Origin of the sequence: Thioclava sp. GXIMD2076 (assembly GCF_037949795.1) — a bacterium.
GTDB classification, from domain to species: domain Bacteria; phylum Pseudomonadota; class Alphaproteobacteria; order Rhodobacterales; family Rhodobacteraceae; genus Thioclava; species Thioclava kandeliae.
The window spans coordinates 1,568,994-1,585,794 of record NZ_CP149932.1 but is presented as its reverse complement, the minus strand read 5'-3'; the positions used below and the strand labels follow the sequence as shown (position 1 = coordinate 1,585,794).

Annotated in this window: 17 protein-coding genes; 2 read left to right on the top strand and 15 right to left on the bottom strand. The window is 62.2% G+C overall.

From position 1 onward, the window contains the following. Positions 1 to 32: 32 nt before the first annotated feature. The 4 genes from WDB91_RS07920 to WDB91_RS07905 form a co-directional block, all read right to left on the bottom strand. Positions 33 to 482 (bottom strand): MaoC family dehydratase, encoded by a 450-nt coding sequence (locus WDB91_RS07920; protein ID WP_339114477.1) that lies wholly within the window; start codon positions 480 to 482, stop codon positions 33 to 35. Positions 483 to 711: 229 nt separating this feature from the next. Continuing rightward, complete coding sequence (locus tag WDB91_RS07915) at positions 712 to 1,593, bottom strand: TIGR01459 family HAD-type hydrolase (RefSeq protein ID WP_339112036.1); 882 nt, start codon at positions 1,591 to 1,593, stop codon at positions 712 to 714. 95 nt (positions 1,594 to 1,688) lie between these two features. Next, positions 1,689 to 2,432 (bottom strand): sulfite exporter TauE/SafE family protein, encoded by a 744-nt coding sequence (locus WDB91_RS07910; RefSeq protein WP_339112035.1) that lies wholly within the window; start codon positions 2,430 to 2,432, stop codon positions 1,689 to 1,691. Between the two features lie 91 nt (positions 2,433 to 2,523). After that, positions 2,524 to 3,315, bottom strand: a complete 792-nt coding sequence (locus WDB91_RS07905; protein WP_339112034.1) for an SDR family oxidoreductase — start codon at positions 3,313 to 3,315, stop codon at positions 2,524 to 2,526. Positions 3,316 to 3,494: 179 nt separating this feature from the next. Here WDB91_RS07905 and WDB91_RS07900 point away from each other — a divergent pair, with 179 nt between their 5' ends. Next, positions 3,495 to 4,379 (top strand): LysR family transcriptional regulator, encoded by an 885-nt coding sequence (locus WDB91_RS07900; protein ID WP_339112033.1) that lies wholly within the window; start codon positions 3,495 to 3,497, stop codon positions 4,377 to 4,379. A 66-nt stretch (positions 4,380 to 4,445) separates the two neighbouring features. On the opposite strand, the gene WDB91_RS07895 is transcribed toward WDB91_RS07900, so the two are convergent. The 6 genes from WDB91_RS07895 to mgtE all read right to left on the bottom strand — a co-directional run bounded on the left by WDB91_RS07895 (position 4,446) and on the right by mgtE (position 10,383). Beyond that, positions 4,446 to 5,186 (bottom strand): YebC/PmpR family DNA-binding transcriptional regulator, encoded by a 741-nt coding sequence (locus tag WDB91_RS07895; protein ID WP_339112032.1) that lies wholly within the window; start codon positions 5,184 to 5,186, stop codon positions 4,446 to 4,448. Positions 5,187 to 5,274: 88 nt separating this feature from the next. After that, positions 5,275 to 5,643, bottom strand: coding sequence for a hypothetical protein (locus WDB91_RS07890; RefSeq protein ID WP_339112031.1), 369 nt, complete (start codon positions 5,641 to 5,643; stop codon positions 5,275 to 5,277). A 20-nt stretch (positions 5,644 to 5,663) separates the two neighbouring features. Further along, positions 5,664 to 7,442 (bottom strand): SLC13 family permease, encoded by a 1,779-nt coding sequence (locus tag WDB91_RS07885; RefSeq protein WP_339114476.1) that lies wholly within the window; start codon positions 7,440 to 7,442, stop codon positions 5,664 to 5,666. Positions 7,443 to 7,561: 119 nt separating this feature from the next. Beyond that, the gene (locus WDB91_RS07880) at positions 7,562 to 8,383 is read right to left on the bottom strand and encodes a TIGR00282 family metallophosphoesterase (RefSeq protein WP_339112030.1); all 822 of its coding nucleotides are present in this window, start codon (positions 8,381 to 8,383) and stop codon (positions 7,562 to 7,564) included. A gap of 57 nt (positions 8,384 to 8,440) precedes the next feature. Beyond that, positions 8,441 to 9,001 (bottom strand): 5-formyltetrahydrofolate cyclo-ligase, encoded by a 561-nt coding sequence (locus tag WDB91_RS07875; protein WP_339112029.1) that lies wholly within the window; start codon positions 8,999 to 9,001, stop codon positions 8,441 to 8,443. After that, a complete protein-coding gene (gene mgtE / locus WDB91_RS07870) occupies positions 8,998 to 10,383 on the bottom strand; it encodes a magnesium transporter (protein ID WP_339112028.1) in 1,386 nt (461 codons plus the stop codon). The genes WDB91_RS07875 and mgtE overlap by 4 nt, the downstream gene beginning before the upstream one ends. A 135-nt stretch (positions 10,384 to 10,518) precedes the next feature. Here mgtE and guaD point away from each other — a divergent pair, with 135 nt between their 5' ends. After that, a complete protein-coding gene (gene guaD, locus WDB91_RS07865) occupies positions 10,519 to 11,799 on the top strand; it encodes a guanine deaminase (protein WP_339112027.1) in 1,281 nt (426 codons plus the stop codon). 5 nt (positions 11,800 to 11,804) lie between these two features. On the opposite strand, the gene WDB91_RS07860 is transcribed toward guaD, so the two are convergent. The 5 genes from WDB91_RS07860 to WDB91_RS07840 form a co-directional block, all read right to left on the bottom strand. Further along, positions 11,805 to 12,272 carry a GNAT family N-acetyltransferase gene (locus WDB91_RS07860; protein ID WP_339112026.1) on the bottom strand — a complete coding sequence of 156 codons (468 nt, stop codon included), beginning with the start codon at positions 12,270 to 12,272 and terminating at the stop codon, positions 11,805 to 11,807. Between the two features lie 191 nt (positions 12,273 to 12,463). After that, positions 12,464 to 13,810, bottom strand: a complete 1,347-nt coding sequence (glmM, locus tag WDB91_RS07855) for a phosphoglucosamine mutase (protein ID WP_339112025.1) — start codon at positions 13,808 to 13,810, stop codon at positions 12,464 to 12,466. Next, positions 13,807 to 14,829, bottom strand: a complete 1,023-nt coding sequence (gene folP, locus WDB91_RS07850) for a dihydropteroate synthase (RefSeq protein ID WP_339112024.1) — start codon at positions 14,827 to 14,829, stop codon at positions 13,807 to 13,809. Before folP ends, glmM begins: the two co-directional genes overlap by 4 nt. Before the next feature lie 52 nt (positions 14,830 to 14,881). Further along, complete coding sequence (locus WDB91_RS07845; protein ID WP_339112023.1) at positions 14,882 to 15,784, bottom strand: dihydroneopterin aldolase; 903 nt, start codon at positions 15,782 to 15,784, stop codon at positions 14,882 to 14,884. Positions 15,785 to 15,897: 113 nt separating this feature from the next. Next, positions 15,898 to 16,569: a cell wall hydrolase gene (locus WDB91_RS07840; protein WP_339112022.1), complete on the bottom strand. Its 672-nt coding sequence runs from the start codon at positions 16,567 to 16,569 to the stop codon at positions 15,898 to 15,900. Positions 16,570 to 16,801 lie beyond the last annotated feature (232 nt).

Below are 16,801 nucleotides of genomic sequence, written 5' to 3'. Positions count from 1 at the left end.
TCCGTTCCCGCATTCCGGCGAGAACCATAGCCTCAGCCGCGCAGGGTTTCCCGCGACGGCGCCAGCACAAGGGCCTCACCCTTCAGAACAACCGTATCGCCCACCGTGCACTGGGTTGCAAGTGTGACCCGCCGCTTATCCCGATCAATCGCCGCCACGCGGACAGTTGCACAAACTTCATCCCCCGGCCGCACCGGTGCCATGAAAGTCAGCGACTGTTTGAGATAGATCGCCCCATGTCCGGGCAGCTGCTCGCCGATCACCGCCGAAATCAGCCCCGCCGAGAGAATCCCGTGCGCGATCCGGCCCTTGAACAGGGTGGTGCGGGCATAGTCCTCATCCATATGGACGGGGTTATGATCGGTCGAGACCTCGGCAAACATCTCGATATCGCGGTCGGTGACGGTTTTCACCAGCTGGCGCGACATCCCCATCTGCAGATCCTCGATGAAAATCGTAGACCCTTCGATTTCCTTCATCATCGTCATCACGACTCCCTTTCCCCTACCCCGCTACGCGGCCATGTTGCACCGCAGCATAGCGCGGAATGGCTCAAGAAACAATTACACTCGAAACAATATATCGCAGAATAATAGCTTGGCATCATATTATTGCGAGCAAGATTGTTTCAATTCCGAGACAGTATGGCAAAACGCCCCCGGAGCAGCATGCTCCAAGGGGCGCCAGATCATCGGAATACGGGAGGACTGGTTAGCGCAGGCGACCGATCGCATAGAGCGGCGATTGCCCCTGCCCGTCGAGCCAGTCTTCGAGCTTCCCGGCATCGGGATTCTCGACATCAGGACCAAAAGCTTCCGCAGCCAGCCCACCGGTCACGAACAGGCAGTCAAGCCCCTCACCCGCAGCACCCGCCACATCGGTCAGGATACCGTCGCCCACGGTCAGGATGCGGCTGTCATCGGGCAGGCCGAAGGCCGCCGAGAGCTTGCGCCGCGCCAGATCGTAGATCGGCGGGTGCGGCTTGCCGCAATAGATCGCGTCGGCCCCCATTTCCTCATACAGTTCGGCCAGCGCACCGGCGCAATAGATCCGCTTGTCGCCCATATCCACGACCAGATCGGGATTGGCGCAAAGCATCTTCAGCCCGCGCGTCTTGGCGGCCAGAAACTGCGCGCGATAGTCCTCGGGGGTCTCGGTGTCCTCATGGAACGGACCGGTGCAGACAATGCCCTCGGCGTCCTCGAACGACACACGCTCGATATTGGCGCGACCTTCCCATTCGGCGGGAATATGGGTGAAGAAGCCATCATCCTTTTCCGGCCCCAGATGCCAGACCTTACGGCCCACGGCACTGGCAAACATCGCATCCTGCGCCGCATCGCCGGAGCTGACGATCATATCCCACGCATCATCGGGGATATTCATCTTGGCAAAGCGCTCCTTGACGAAATCCGCCGGACGCGGCGCATTGGTCAGCAGGACCACACGCCCCCCCTTGGCACGGAACGTCTGAAGCGCGGCCACCGCCGCCGGATAGGCGGTCACGCCATTATGCAGGCAGCCCCAAAGATCGCAGAACAGCGCATCATAGGGTTCGGAGATTTCAGCAAGCGATTGAACGATGCGGGTCATGGCAACCTTTCGGGCAGTAAGTCTGTGGCGCGTCACGCGCAGGGCTCTCTTAGGGATGCTCTATGACATGTCTGTAACAATTGGGAAAGCAAGCCCTAGGCGCCAATCAGCGCCATCCCGCCCTTGATGAGCAGAATAACGGACAGGATAAACAGCATCCCCTGGATGACACGCACATAATGGGTATCCGAGAGTTTGACCGTCAGCCATCGCCCGATAAAGGTGCCGATGATGCCGGTGGCGGCGAGCGCCACGATCAGCCCCCAGTTCAACCCGTCGAGCTGACCGATGGCGAAATAGGCGGGCAGTTTGGCCAGATTGCCGATAGCGAAGGAGATGGCGATGGTGCCTGCGAATTTCAGCTTCGGCAGGCGCTGGGGCAGCAGATAGGCCTGCGCGGGCGGTGCGCCCGAATGGGTGATGAAGCTCGCCACACCCGTCAGCGTGCCCCAGAACAGGGCAGGCACCAGCGCGGGTTTGGTCACATGGTCCGATCCACGCCCGAACCATGCGCGAAGACAGAACCACAGCCCGATTGCGCCCGTGAAGACCAGCAGCACCGGCTCGGGCGTATAGGGAGTGATCACCGTGGCCAGCACCACGCCAAACAGAAGCGCAGGCGTGAACATCAACAGGTTCTTGGCCGAGAAATCCTTGCGGAAGAGCCAGACCCCGATCCAGTCGGTGACCACATAGACCGGCAGAAGCGTGGCTGCCGCTGTCACGGGGTTCATGAACAGCGCCAGCATCGGCACAGCGATGGCGGCCGCCGAAGCCAGTCCGCCTTTCGACATACCCACGATCAGGGCGGCGATGAGATAGAGAATGGTCTGGTCCATAGGCCCTCCGAAGGCAGGTCCGGTCTCTTCCCATGATCCGCGGCCCAAGACCAGTGCAGGGGCGCACGGACAGCCCGCGCGCCCCGATATGTCACAGGCTGTTGATCACCCCGCCCTCGACGCGCAGCGAGGCCCCTGTCGTGCCAGAGGACAGGGGCGAGCAGGCATAGACGATCATATTGGCTACCTCTTCGGTGGAGGTGGCGCGCTGCAGGATCGAAGCGGGGCGATTGGCAGCCACGAAATCGGCTGCCGCCTCCTCATAGCTCTTGCTGGTGCTCTCGACCGTGTCTTTCAAGCCCGCTTTCATCCCGTCAGACAGCGTCGGCCCCGGCAGAACGGAATTCACCGTCACCCCCGTGCCCGCCATCCGTTTGGCAAGCCCGCGCGCCAATGCCACATCGGCGGCTTTGGTGACGCCGTAATGCACCATGTCCTCGGGAATGTTGAACGAGGATTCCGAACCCAGAAAGACCACACGCCCCCAGCCCTTCTTCTCCATCGCAGGCAGATAGGCTCGGGCCAGCCGCATCCCCGACATCACATTGACCTGCCAATATTTGTCCCAGACAGCATCCTCGGTCTCGAAGAAATCCACCGGCCCGAAGATCCCCGCATTATTGACGAGAATATCGCAGTCGGGCAGCGCCTTCACCACAGTCTCGCAGCCCTCGGCAGTGCCCAGATCGGCCGCGACGCCGGACAGTTCGGCGTCGGGCAGGCTCTTGCGGATCTCGGCAATGGCGGCGTCCACATCTTCCGTCTTGCGCCCCGTCAGGGTCACGCGCGCGCCACAGGCTGCCAGACCTTTGGCACTGGCAAAGCCGATCCCCTTGGTCGAGCCAGTGACGAGGGCAGATTTTCCGCTCAGATCGATTTTCATGTTATGCTCCGTTTCAAAACTTCTTGGCTCCCAACGCATTACCCCTTTGCATGGGTCCGGGCGTTTGACCGGACGGCAGGGCCATTGGCGCGTTGTCATTGCTGCTGGCTACGCTATTATTCGCGCCTGCCCCGACAAGGGCCTTGTTTTGAAAGAGTGCATTACGCAAAGGCGGCATAATGGATCGCATCGACCTCCTAGAGATCTTCACCGCCATTGCCGATCTGGGTTCGATGGCGGCGGTGGCGCGGGCGCGCGGACAGACGCCTTCGCGGATCACCGCAAGCCTCAAACGGCTCGAGGATATCGCGGGTGTCCAGCTGGTGCAGCGCTCCACCCGCAAGTTGAGCCTCACCCCCGAGGGCGATCTGTTTCTGGCCGATTGCCGCCGCATCCTGCAACAGATCGACAGCGCTTTTGACCGTGCTGCCCCCCATGGCTCATTGCGCGGACGCATCCGTATCACCACCACCAATGATCTGGGACGCACCCGTCTGCCGCCGATCATCGACAGTTTTCTGGCAAGCAATCCCGATATCCGCATTGATCTGATGCTGAATGACGGGGTGACCGATATCGTGGGCTCAGGGATCGATCTGGCGATCCGCACGGGACCACTGAAGGATTCGAGCCTGAAATCGCGGCTGTTGCTGCGCGGCACGCGGCAGGTCTGCGCGGCACCCGGCTACTGGGACAGGCACGGGCGCCCGTCCCATCCGCGCGATCTGGCCAAACATAACTGCCTGATCATCAACCGCGACGGGGCGCCACAATCCACTTGGCATTTCAACGACGGCGACGAGCATATCTCGGTGCCGGTCTCGGGGGACCGCAGCGCAAATGACGGGGGCGCGGTGCGCGAATGGGCGATTGCCGGCGGCGGTGTGGCGCTCAAATCCTCCAACGACATCCAGCCCGACATCCAGGCGGGCCGGCTGGAAGCCGTGCTGGAGGAATATTCGCGCGGCGAGGTGAATATCTATGCCGTCACCCCGGGTGACGCGCGCCCTGCCCGTCGTGTCGAGGCCTTCATAGAGCATCTGGCCGCGGCCCTCACCCACTGACCCCACCGCATGAAAAAACCCGCAGCTGTGGCGGCTGCGGGTTCTGTCATGCGGTGGGATGCCAGCTCAGAGCTGGGCGGCCACGTCCTCGGGCACGTCGAAATTGGCGGTGACGGTCTGGACGTCATCGTCGTCTTCCAGCGTGTCGATTAGGCGCATCAGCTTCTGCGCGGTTTCGAGATCGACCTCGGTGCGGTTCTGCGGCTTCCAGATCAGCTTGGCCTCTTTCGCCTCGCCGAGTTCCTTCTCGAGCGCATCGGTCACAGCCGAAAGATCTTCCATCGGACAGTAGATCCAGTGACCTTCCTCATCCGATTCCACGTCCTCGGCACCGGCCTCGATTGCCGCCATCATGACGGTATCGGCATCGCCCACAGACGCATCATAGATGATCTCGCCAAGACGGTCGAACATGAAGCTCACCGAGCCGCTGGTGCCCAGATTACCGCCGCATTTGGTGAAGGTAGAACGGACATTCGAGGCGGTGCGGTTGAGGTTGTCGGTCAGCGCCTCGACGATCACCGCGATACCCTCGGGCCCATAGCCCTCGTAACGGATTTCCGTATATTCGTCGCCATCGCCCACCTGCGATTTCTTGATCGCGCGGTCGATCACGTCTTTCGGCATGGATTGCGACTTGGCCGCTTTTACCGCCAGACGCAGACGCGGGTTCTTCTCGGGGTCGGCGTCGCCCATCTTGGCGGCAACAGTGATCTCTTTCGAGAGCTTCGAGAACATTTTCGAGCGGATGGCATCCTGCTTGCCTTTACGGTGCTGGATGTTTGCCCATTTTGAGTGGCCTGCCATGAGCCGTCTTCTCCGTCAGATTGTCATATAATTTGGGGACGATATAGGGCATTCGGGGCCCCTGCCGCAAGGTGCTGCGCAAAAAGCCTTAGTGGAGCGCCACCGGCGGCTCGATCTTATTGCCTGTCGCGTCGCGGAGTTCCGGCGTATGGAAGGTCCATGTCCGGCCCTGACCGTTGGACAGCACCACCGTGGATTTGGTTTCCAGCACGGCAGAGGCACCGGGCAGGATCGGATCGCTTTCGACATCCACCTTGTAGTGCAACGGGTTCGAGCAGCCGGGCAGCTGACCCGAATGCGCGCCACCCATATCCACCCGGCAGACCTCGCCATCGAAGAAAGTGACAGCCAGCTGTTCGCCATGCAGCGTCACGCCCTGCGGGTTGGCCTTCCAGCCGGTTGTCGCGGCGCAGGCCCCAAGGCCAAGCAGAAGGCCAAGACCGATCAGGTATTTCATGGGAACTCTCCCGAAATCAGTTAAAGCGGCCAGACCAAGGGAATGATCAGGCAGGCGGTCAGGCCGGTAACGATATCGAGCGGTATCCCGAAACGCAGGAAGTCGTTGAAGCGGTATCCGCCCGGACCATAGACCATCATATGGGTCTGATAGCCGATCGGGGTCGCGAATGCCACCGATGCCGAAAACATTACCGCGATCGCGAAGGGGCGCGGGTCGAGCCCCAGCGATTGCGCAAGGCTGATCGCGATCGGCGCATAGATCACCGCGACCGCGTTATTGGACAGGAATTCTGTCAAGATAAGCCCGATGAAATAGACCGCCATCAATGTGGCGAAAGGCGGCAGATGCGTCAGCCATGGCGAGATATAGCTGACCAGAAGCGCGACAGAGCCCGACGCCTCGAGCGCATCCCCCACGATCAGCATCGAGAAGATCATGGCCAGAAGACGCCCGTCGATAAAGGTGAAAGCCTCCTCGGCATCGATACATTTGCTGACCAGAATGATCGCAACCGCCACGCCCGCAAGAACCAGAATGGGCGCCACATCGAAGGCTGCAAAGCCCACCACACCCAGAAGCGCGCCGATGGCCAGCGGCATATGGCTCCGGCGATAGGCTTTGGCGGTCGGTTTGGACACGTCAACGAGATCCATATCCGAGGCCAGACGCGCGATATCCTCGGGCGCGCCCTCCAGCAGGAGCGTATCACCCACGACCACCACCAGATCGTCGAGCTGGCGCCCGATATTCTGGTTCCGGCGGTGGGCGGCCAGCGTGTAGACCCCATAGCGGCGGCGCAGGCGCAGCTCGCCCAGGGATCGGCCGATCATCCGGCAACCGGGCGAGATCAGCACCTCGACCGTCTCGGTCTGCACCGAACTGAGCTTGTCGATCATCCGCAGATCGGGGTTCTTCTGCATGCCCAGCAACTCGGTCATCTCAGTGCGCAGAACGATCCGGTCACCCTGTTCGAGGATGGCATTGGGCAGATCGCGGCGCAGCGAGGCATCACCGCGCAGCACATCGACCACCCGCACGCCCTCGCGTTTGAACGCATCGACCTCGAGCACCGGAGTGCCCAGCAGCGAGCTATCCTCGGGGATCGCCACTTCGGTGAAATATTTCATCTTCGGACGCTGGCCGAGAAGCGAGGCCATGGACTGGCGTTCGGGCAGCAGGAATTTGGACGTCAGTGCCATGAACAGCGAGCCCGCGAGCAGCACCGCCACGCCCACCGGCAGGATCTCGAGCACACCGAAGGGCTCGAGCCCGCTGCGCCGAGCCACACCATCGACCAAGATATTGGTCGAGGTGCCCAGAAGCGTCAGCATGCCTCCCATCACCGTAAAATAGCTCAATGGCATCAGGAACTTCGAGGGCGACTTACCCAGTTTCCGCGCAACCTGTATAAACACGGGGATCATCACCGCCACGACGGGTGTGTTGTTCATCACCCCCGAGGCGACCGCCGTGATGGCAAACATCAACGCCACCGTAAAGACGGGGTGTTTCGAGATATGGGTCTCGGCATAACGCGTCATCGCATCCAGCGCGCCCGTGCGCACCAGCGCCCCCATGATCAGGAACATGAAGGCGATCGTCCATGGTGCGGAATTCGAGAGGCTCTCCGTGGCCTGTTTGACCGGCTCGAAGCCGAAGACCACCATAAGCGCAGCCCCCGCAATCGCGATCACTTCGGGAGGACGCGTTTCGCGGATGAACATGACGAACATCCAGACCACGATCAAAAGCGGCAAAACGGCGCGCCACGTGTCGGATATCGGTAGATCGATCATCATGACCCCAAGATTTTTTCAAGCGTCTTCGGGCGGATACTAATCAGCGCGGCAAAAGGCACAAGCAGAGTTTGAAATTCGGGAGCCTTTCCGCCGCAACGGGTAGGCGGGCGGACCGTTTATGCCGAAATCGGCGTCTGTTCGGGAAGACGTCCGCCGACCCGCACCGCCATGCAGCGTTTGGCAAGCCCCGTGCGGTCATCGGTTTCCACATAGAACCCCGCGAGCGAGGCCTCGCCTTTGGCCGGCGTGAAGCGATCCTTGGGCATACCGGTGATGAAACGGCGCAAGGGCTCGGCCTTCTCCATCCCGATGACCGAATTATAATCGCCACACATCCCCGCATCGGTCAGATAGGCGGTGCCACCGGGCAGCACCATCGCATCGGCAGTGGGCACATGGGTATGGGTCCCCACGACCATCGAGGCCTTCCCATCGCAGAAATGGCCCATCGCCATTTTCTCCGAGGTCGCCTCGCAATGCACATCCAGCAAGATCGCCTGCGCCTGCCCGCCCAGCGGATAGGCATTGAGCGTCTTTTCTACGGCGGCGAAGGGATCATCGAAGGGACGCTTCATGAAGACCTGCCCCAGCACCTGCGCGACCAGAATCTTGCGGCCACGGCGATCCTCGAACAGCCGCGCTCCTGCACCCGGCGCGTCCTTGGCGAAATTCAACGGGCGGATCACCCGTTTCTCCTGCGCGATGAACTGCATCATGTCCTTCTGGTCGAAGGCATGATCGCCCAGCGTCACCACATCCGCGCCCGCATCGAGCAAAAGCTTCGCATGCTCGGCCGAAAGCCCCATCCCGTTGGAGGAGTTCTCGCCATTGACCACCACGAAATCAAGCTTCCACGCCTCGCGCAGACCCGCGAGACGTTCGCTGATTGCCGTGCGGCCTGCGCGGCCCATTACATCGCCAAGAAACAATATTTTCATGGGCATCTGCCTTAGGGGCTCCGGCGCGAAAGGGCAACTGGTTTTGCGGGCTGCGCCTCAGGCAAACGGGCCGAGCACGCCCTGCTCTGTCACCATCAGATCCAGCAACTCATCTGTGGACTCGATCGGCACCTGCGGCAACTCCTGTGCCGCAAAGGCAAAACCGATCGCGGTTACGGGACCTTGCGCGCGCAGAAGTTCGAGCGTGCGGTCATAGAAACCGCCGCCATAGCCCAGCCGGTAACCGCGGGCATCAAAGGCCACCAGCGGCAGGATCACCACCTGCGGGATCACCGCAGCGGTCTCGGCGGGAATCGCCGCGCCAAAAGCGCCGGGGATCATTTCGGCGGCAGCCGACCACGGGCGGAAGCCCAGAGGCCGCGCCTCGCCCTCCACCACCGGCAGGCACAAAGGCCCGTCATGGCGCAGCATGGCCGGACGTGGGTCAACCTCGGTGCGGATCGGCATATAGCCCGCCACCGTCAGCCCCCTGAACCCCTGCAACACCTCCGCCAACCGGTCGGCGGCCCTGTCTGCCAGACCCTCGACGCCGAATGCCGTTTTGCGTGCCGCAAAGGCGGCCTTTCGGCCGGCCTGTTTGTCCTCTGACAGGCTCACAGCAACATCGCTCCGGCCAGACCGAGGAAGACGAAGAAGCCCACGACATCGGTCACCGTGGTCACGAATGTGCCCGAAGCCAGTGCCGGATCCGCACCCAGTTTCTCGAGCGTCAAGGGCACCAGTATCCCCGCCAGTGCCGCGACCACCAGGTTGATGACCATCGCAATCGCAATGACCGCGCCCAGCGTCGCGCCGTCGAACCAGAACCATGCCACGGCCCCCATCACCACGGCAAAAGCGAAGCCGTTGAGAAGCCCCACCACGGTTTCCCGCCGCACGACCCGCCAGACGTTGCTTTCGGTCAGGCTTTTGGTGGCCAATGCCCGCACCGCCACCGTCAGGGTCTGGGTGCCCGCATTGCCCCCCATCGACGCCACGATCGGCATCAGAACCGCCAGCGCCACCAGCTGCTGGATCGTGCCCTCGAACATCGAGATCACCAGCGAGGCCAGAATCGCCGTCAACAGGTTGACCATCAACCAAGGCAGGCGCTGGCGCACGGTTTCCAGAACGGTATCGGACAGCGAGGACTCATCGCCCACACCGGCCAGACGCAGGATGTCTTCCTCGTGCTCTTCATCAAGCACCGACATGGCGTCATCAATGGTGATTGCGCCAACAAGACGGTCATTCTCGTCGACCACCGGACAGGAGATCAGGTGATACTGATTGAAGGCATAGGCCACATCGCCTTCTTCCTGATAGACAGAGATCGTGCGGAACTCTTCCTCCGCGATATCCTTCAGGCCCGAACCCCGCGGCGCCGACAGGATGCGCCCGAGTGTGACATTGGCCAAGGGCCGATGCGCAGGATCGACCAGAATGACATGGTAGAACTGGTCCGGCAGCCATTCGGACGAGCGCAGATAGTCGATGGTCTCGCCCACGGTCCAGTGCTCGGGCGCGGTCACCACCTCGCGCTGCATCATCCGGCCTGCCGAATATTCGGGATAGGTTAGCGATTTCTCGACCGCAATCCGGTCGCGATCATCGAGGATTTCCAGAATGGCTTCCTGCTGCGGCTCCTCGAGCGCCTCGATGAGGTCGACCACGTCATCGGAATCAAGCTCGCGCACGGCCTCGGCCAAAACATCGGGCGCAAGGCTCGCGATCACTTCCTCGCGGATCGATTCGTCGATCTCGGTGAGGATCTCACCATCGATCTCGCGGCCCCAGAGCCGCAGGATCTCGCGCCGTTCCGGACCGGAAATCTGTTCGAGAAGGTCAGCGATATCAGCCGCGTGCAACGGTTCGAGCAGCGTTTTCAGCTGATCGGCATCCTCCGCCTCGACCGCGTGCAGAATCTTCTCCACGCGCTCGCCATCAAGACCGTATTCCTGCTCTTCGCGCTCTTGTTCGTCGATCAGATAGTCCGCCATCCGGCCCCCTCGTTTTTATTGGCCCGCAACTTGGTCTTCAAACTAGCCTATCTGCTGGGCGGGCAGAAGAGGCTGGTATCCGCTTTTGCCTCGTGCGTAAGATGGAGTGATTTGCGCGAGAGAAAAGGAATGGTGATGGTCGATCTTCTGCTGGGACAGGTGATCCGTTTTCGTGACATGCCCATGACAGACAGCGCCAACGGGATGGAGCATCTGACCCATGGCGCGATTGTTGTAAAGGACGGGCATATCGCAGCCGTCGGCCCTGCCGAAGATGTGAAGCGCGACTGGCCGCAAGCGGTGGTCCATGACTATGACAACAAACTGATCTCGGCGGGGTTTGTCGATGCGCATGTGCATTTCCCGCAGACCGCCATTATTGCCAGCTGGGGAAAGCGGCTGATCGACTGGCTCAACAGCTACACCTTCCCCGAAGAGACCCGTCTGGCCGACCCCGCCTATGCCGAGGCCATTGCCGAGAGCTATATGGATCTGGCGCTGGCGCATGGCACGACCACGATGTGCAGCTTCTGCACCATCCATCCGGCCAGCGTGGATGCCTTCTTTACGGCGGCGCAAAGGCGCGGGCTACGCGCGATGGGGGGCAAGACCTGTATGGACCGCAACGCGCCCGACGGGCTGCGCGACACGGTGCAATCGGCCTATGATGACAGCCGCGCGCTCCTGCGGAAATGGCACGGGCAGGACCGGCTGTCCTATGTGATCACTCCGCGTTTCTCGCCCACCTCGACGCCCGAGCAACTGCGTGTGCTGGGGGATCTGTGGTCCGAGCATCCCGATTGCCTGATGCAGACGCATCTGTCCGAACAGACCGACGAGATCGACTGGGTGAAATCGCTGTTTCCGCAGGCCCGCGATTATCTGGACACCTACGAGGCCTTCGGGCTTCTGGGCGAGAACGGCATCTATGGCCATGCCATCCATCTGGAGCCGCGCGAGATCGACCGCCTGTCGGAGCTGAATGCGGGCATCGCCCATTGTCCGACCTCGAATACCTTCATCGGCTCGGGTCTGTTCGACATGGCGGGTATGGCCGGGCGCACCCGCGTGGGGCTCGCCACCGATACGGGCGGCGGATCGAGCTTCTCGATGCTGCGCACGATGGCCGCCGCCTATGAGGTAGGCCAGCTGCGCGGCACCCCCCTGCATCCGGCCTTCCTGTGGTGGCTCGCGACCCAGGGCTCGGCCCGCACCCTGAAGATCGACGACCGCGTGGGCAATATCAGCCCTGGTATGGAAGCGGATCTGGTGGTCATCGACCTCCACTCCACCCCCGCGATCCGCCAGCGTATGGCGCGTGCCGAAAGTTTCGACGAGGCGCTTTTTGCCACCATCATGATGGGCGATGACCGCGCCATCAGTGATCTATGGATCAACGGCAAACAGCGCCGCTAGGGCGCTCAGGCCGCCTCTCTCGTGTCGAGCTCGAGCTGCATCGTCGCCATGCCATTGCGGCGTGAAAGCTCCTCATAGCCTGCCGAACGATAGGCCCGCACTGCCGGCACATTGTCGAGCTCGACCTTCAGCGTCAGGACCGCAGCCCCCAGATCGCGCGCGGCCTCCTCGACGCGGCCGGTCACATCGGAAGCGGCTCCGCCCCGTGCGTCCTCGACCAGATAGACATAGGTCAGATGGCGCACCTCCGGACCGACCCCCACGCGCAGGGCGAAAAACCCTACATCCTGTTCCGCCTCATCACGCAGATAGAAGGAGACATCATCCCGATCTCCCAGCCATTTGCGGTGCCATTCGCGCTCGTCAAAAGGCACTTTGGCATTGGGATTGATCAGGGGAACGTCCTCGTCGGGGAGCATTTCGGCCAGCGGGGCGAGATCATGATCGTGGTTCCGGCGCAGGGTAAGAGCCATAGGTCCTTCCTTCGGTTGGGCAGCTGTGGAAATTTTCGGGGCTGCGGCTCCCATATCCGGCCGGCCCCGTCAACCGGGTCACAGCCCCGCATCACGCCCAGCCCATAGCCGCCATGTTCCCTGCGGGTAGCGGCACATCCAAAGCGAAACGGACCTGACAGAAAAAAGGCGGCCCCGAGGGCCGCCTCCCATCATCCTGCCGCAACGGTCACGGCATCAACCACCGCATCCACACATTCGGCCAGCAAACCGTCATCCTCGCATTCCGCCATCACGCGGATCAGCGGCTCGGTGCCGGATTTGCGGATCAGCAAACGGCCCTGCCCCTGCAGCCGCGCCTCGGTCTGGGCGATCACCTTCTGGACCTGCGTATCGTTCAGCGGCTCCTGCCCTGCCTGATAACGCACATTCTTGAGAAGCTGCGGCACGGTCTCGAACTGGCTGACCAGTTCCGACGCACGCTGCCCCGTCTCGGCCATGGCCAGAAGGAATTGCAGCCCCGCCATCAGACCGTCTCCGGTGGTGGCGTAATCGGTCATCACGATATGGCCCGACTGCTCGCCGCCCAGATTGAAGCCACCCGCGCGCATCCGCTCGACCACATAGCGGTCGCCGACCTTGGTGCGCTCGAGCCCGATCCCGTGGCCCTGTAGGAAGCGCTCGAGCCCCAGATTGGACATTACGGTGGCGACCAGCGATCCACCCTGCAGGATACCCTTCCCGGCCCAGCGGCGGGCAAAGAGCGCCATGATCTGGTCGCCATCGGCCACACGGCCCGTCTCGTCGATGATCATCACGCGGTCCGCATCACCATCGAGCGAGATGCCCAGATCCGCGCCATGCGTCCGGACCGCCTCGGCGCAGGCCTCGGGGTGGGTCGATCCGACGCCTTTGTTGATATTGTAGCCATTGGGCGCAACCCCCACGGGGATCACCTCGCAGCCCAGTTCCCACAGCACCTGTGGTGCGGCCTTATAGGCAGCCCCGTTGGCGCAATCGACGACCACCTTCAGCCCCGACATCCGGTCGCGGGCGGGGAAGGTCGTCTTGGCATATTCGACATAGCGCCCCAGCCCGTCATCGATGCGCTTGGCACGGCCGATATTGTCGGGGATCGCCAGACGGATCTCACCCTCCAGCATCGCCTCGATCTCCATCTCGGCCTCGTCGGACAGCTTGAACCCGTCCGGTCCGAAGAACTTGATGCCGTTATCCTTGGCCGGATTGTGGCTCGCCGAGATCATGATCCCCAGATCGGCGCGCATCGAGCGCGTGAGATAGCCCACCGCAGGCGTCGGCACCGGCCCCAGAAGGAGCACATTCATCCCCGTCGAGGTCAGACCGGCGGTCAGCGCGTTCTCGAACATATAGCCCGAAAGGCGCGTATCCTTGCCGATCACCACGCGGTGGCCATTGGTGCCCGCACGGCGGAAATAGCGCCCAGCCGCCGCCCCCAGACGCAGCGCCATCTCGGCGGTCATATGGCCCTGATTGGCCTCGCCACGCACCCCATCGGTGCCGAAAAGTTTCCTGCTCATTTCTCTTCCTCCCAGCCCAACGTCAGGGCCGCCCAGAGGTTCACCCCCTGTTTGATTTCCGCCACATCATGCACACGGTGGATCTGCACGCCCTGCGCGATCCCTGCGAGGGTCACCGCCAGCGTGCCGGGCATCCGGTCCTTTGCGGTCTCGACCCCCGCAATGGTGCCGATGAAGCGTTTGCGCGAAACACCCAGCAGGATCGGGCAGCCAAGGCTGTGGAACAGCGAGAGCCCGCGCAGCAGGGTGAGATTATGCTCGACCGTCTTGCCAAAGCCGATCCCCACATCCGAGATGATCGCCGCGCGGTCGATCCCCTCGGCCTCGGCCAGCGCGATGCGCTCCTCGAGATGGTCATAAACATCCAGAAGCACGTCATCATATTCGGGCTTGTCCTGCATGTTCTCGGGGTCGCCCTGCGCATGCATCAGACAGATCGGCAGGCCCGAAACCATCGCCAGCTCCGCCATCCCCGGATCATATTCCATCGCCGAGACGTCATTGATCATATCGGCGCCCGCCTCGACCGCGGCATCGGCCACCAGCGCCTTGCGGGTGTCGATCGAGATCGGCAGATCGAACATGTCGCGCAGCTCTTGAATGAGCGGCACGGTGCGTTCGATTTCTTCGTCCTCGGGCACGGTCTCGGCACCCGGACGGGTGCTCTCGCCACCGATGTCAAAAATATCGACGCCTTCCTCGACCATCGCCTCGGCACGTTCCATCGCCGCATGCATATCGAAATAATCGCCGCCATCGGAGAAGCTGTCGGGCGTGGCATTCAGGATGCCCATCACCCGCGGCACCTCAAGGTGCATCGACCCGATCATCCGGCGCTTGGCGGTGAGCCGTTCCAGCACCTCTTCGGGGCAATGCTGCGCAGGGATCACCTCGGGCGGCAATCCGCGGCGCAGAACCTCGACTTCATCAAACCAGCACCAGCCTCCGGCCAAGCGGAAGGCGGTGTCGGGGCGGGCAAGATCCGTGCGCGGGATCGGGCGATAATAGAGCTTTTCCATGGCCTCCATTCACCGCATGTGCCGTGATTTGGCAAGCCATCTTTGGCCGCGCTCAGCGCTGCGCGAGCACCTTCACGCGGGAACCTGCCGGAGCTGCAATATTTCCGTGAAGTTCCAGCCGGTCGGCGGCCAGCTGCTCGGCCAGCCATACCGCCAGCGCCACCGCATCGCGCGGGCTGCCTTTGGGGCCATCCACCGCATCAAGCACAATCTTCGAAGGCGCCCAGACAACCGTCTTGCCGTGTTTCATCGCCCAGTCGAGCTCGGTGCGCGAGGATACCACCACACAGCGCGGATCACGCCCCGCCAGAACCCAGGCGTTCTGCTCGATCGCCAGCAGATCGATCCGGCGCTGGGTCGGCCCCTGGGCCGATTGCGGGGGCGTGCCCTCGGGCATGCCCACCACCAGAACCACCGCCGCAGCCCCCGCTTCGAGCGCATCGAGGCGCGCCGACAGATCGGGGGCGGCAATGGTCTCGTTCGAGAGATAGGCCAGCACCGGATGCACCGCCTCGCCTGCCGCCTGAACCGGCACCGAGGCCCGCGAGCGCACGATCTCGACGCCAAGCGCCCCCGGACCGCGGTCGAGCTTCTCGATCCGCACGAAGACCCGCATCGCCTGAGGCGCCGCCAGAATGCGCTCGGCCACCCGCTCGGCCAGCGTCTCCAGAAGGTTCAGGCGCTCGGCCGCAAGTTCTGCCGCCACAGCTTCGGTGATCCGGTCATAGGACAGGATGCGGTCCACATCATCCTCGAGCGGTGCGGCCACCGGGCGCACCTCGACCACGATGTTGAACTGCAGCCGCTGGCCATGCCCGCGCTCCTGCTGGAACGCGCCGATATCGGCGGTGACGATATGATCGCGCAGGCTGATGCGGTCACGCGGATCAGCCGGAGCCGAGGCAATCGAACGCTCTTCGGGATGCGCAAAGGCTTGAACGATATCGCTGGACATGGGGATCTCTCTGGCTTGGCCGGCAGGGCTTTTCTTTGGGCGGAAAATAGAAAAAGGGCGGGCAAATGCCCACCCCGAAACGTCGGATAGCAGCGAGAAACGACACGAGCGTGTTAGTTGGAAGCGGTCCGCACCGGTTTGCGGTAGAAAATATGCGAGCCCACGCGGGTGGTTTTCACGAAACGCTTCGACCAGGCGGGGCGCACGGCGGGCGTATGGAAGAAGGTCGCGCCATCGGTCAGGCTGCGCGGGGCGCCATCCATCATGGCACGGGCGACCTTGGCCACACGGGCATAGCTGGCACGGTTGGCGATGGCATCGGATTTGCCATCACAGGTCCAGCTGAACTGGCAAGCGCGTTTGGTGCCCTGATGGACCACACCGCAAACAGTATTAGGGAAGGCCGGATCATCAACGCGGTTGAGCACCACCTCGGCCACGGCCTGCTGGCCCTTGAGGCTCTCGCCGCGCGCTTCGTGATAGATCACCTGCGCCAGACAGTCGAACTGGGCACCGCCCTGTGCGGCAGGCTGGGCTGCCAGCCACGAGGCCGTCAGCGAGGGCGGTGTGGAACCTTCCGGCGGGGTCATGAGTTTGGATACCTGAGCGGCGGAGAACTTGCCCAGCGTGTCACGCTCCCCCGAGAGCATGGATGCCAGAGGCGTATCGATATCGATTGTAGGGTCGTTGGACCCGCTTACTGTCACTTCGGCTTGGGCTGCACCTAGCTGCGCACAGAGCGCAAAGGCGAAAATCGCTACAATCTTACCGATAAACTTCGTCATGTGTCCGTCTCGCAGTGGTTTCGCGCCCTGCCGACCGCTGGCCAACAAGACTTGGGGGACCTACCGCGGAAATCGTTAAAAATCTACAAGCAGATGTTTTTGCCACAGTTTCTTCGGCGAAAGGCGGCGAGAATCCGCCTACCCTAACGTCACCTTAACGTTATTTTTTAGCGCCATATCCAGAAAACCAACTGAATTATCTAAACTTTTAGGATCACGGATTTGCGAGCGC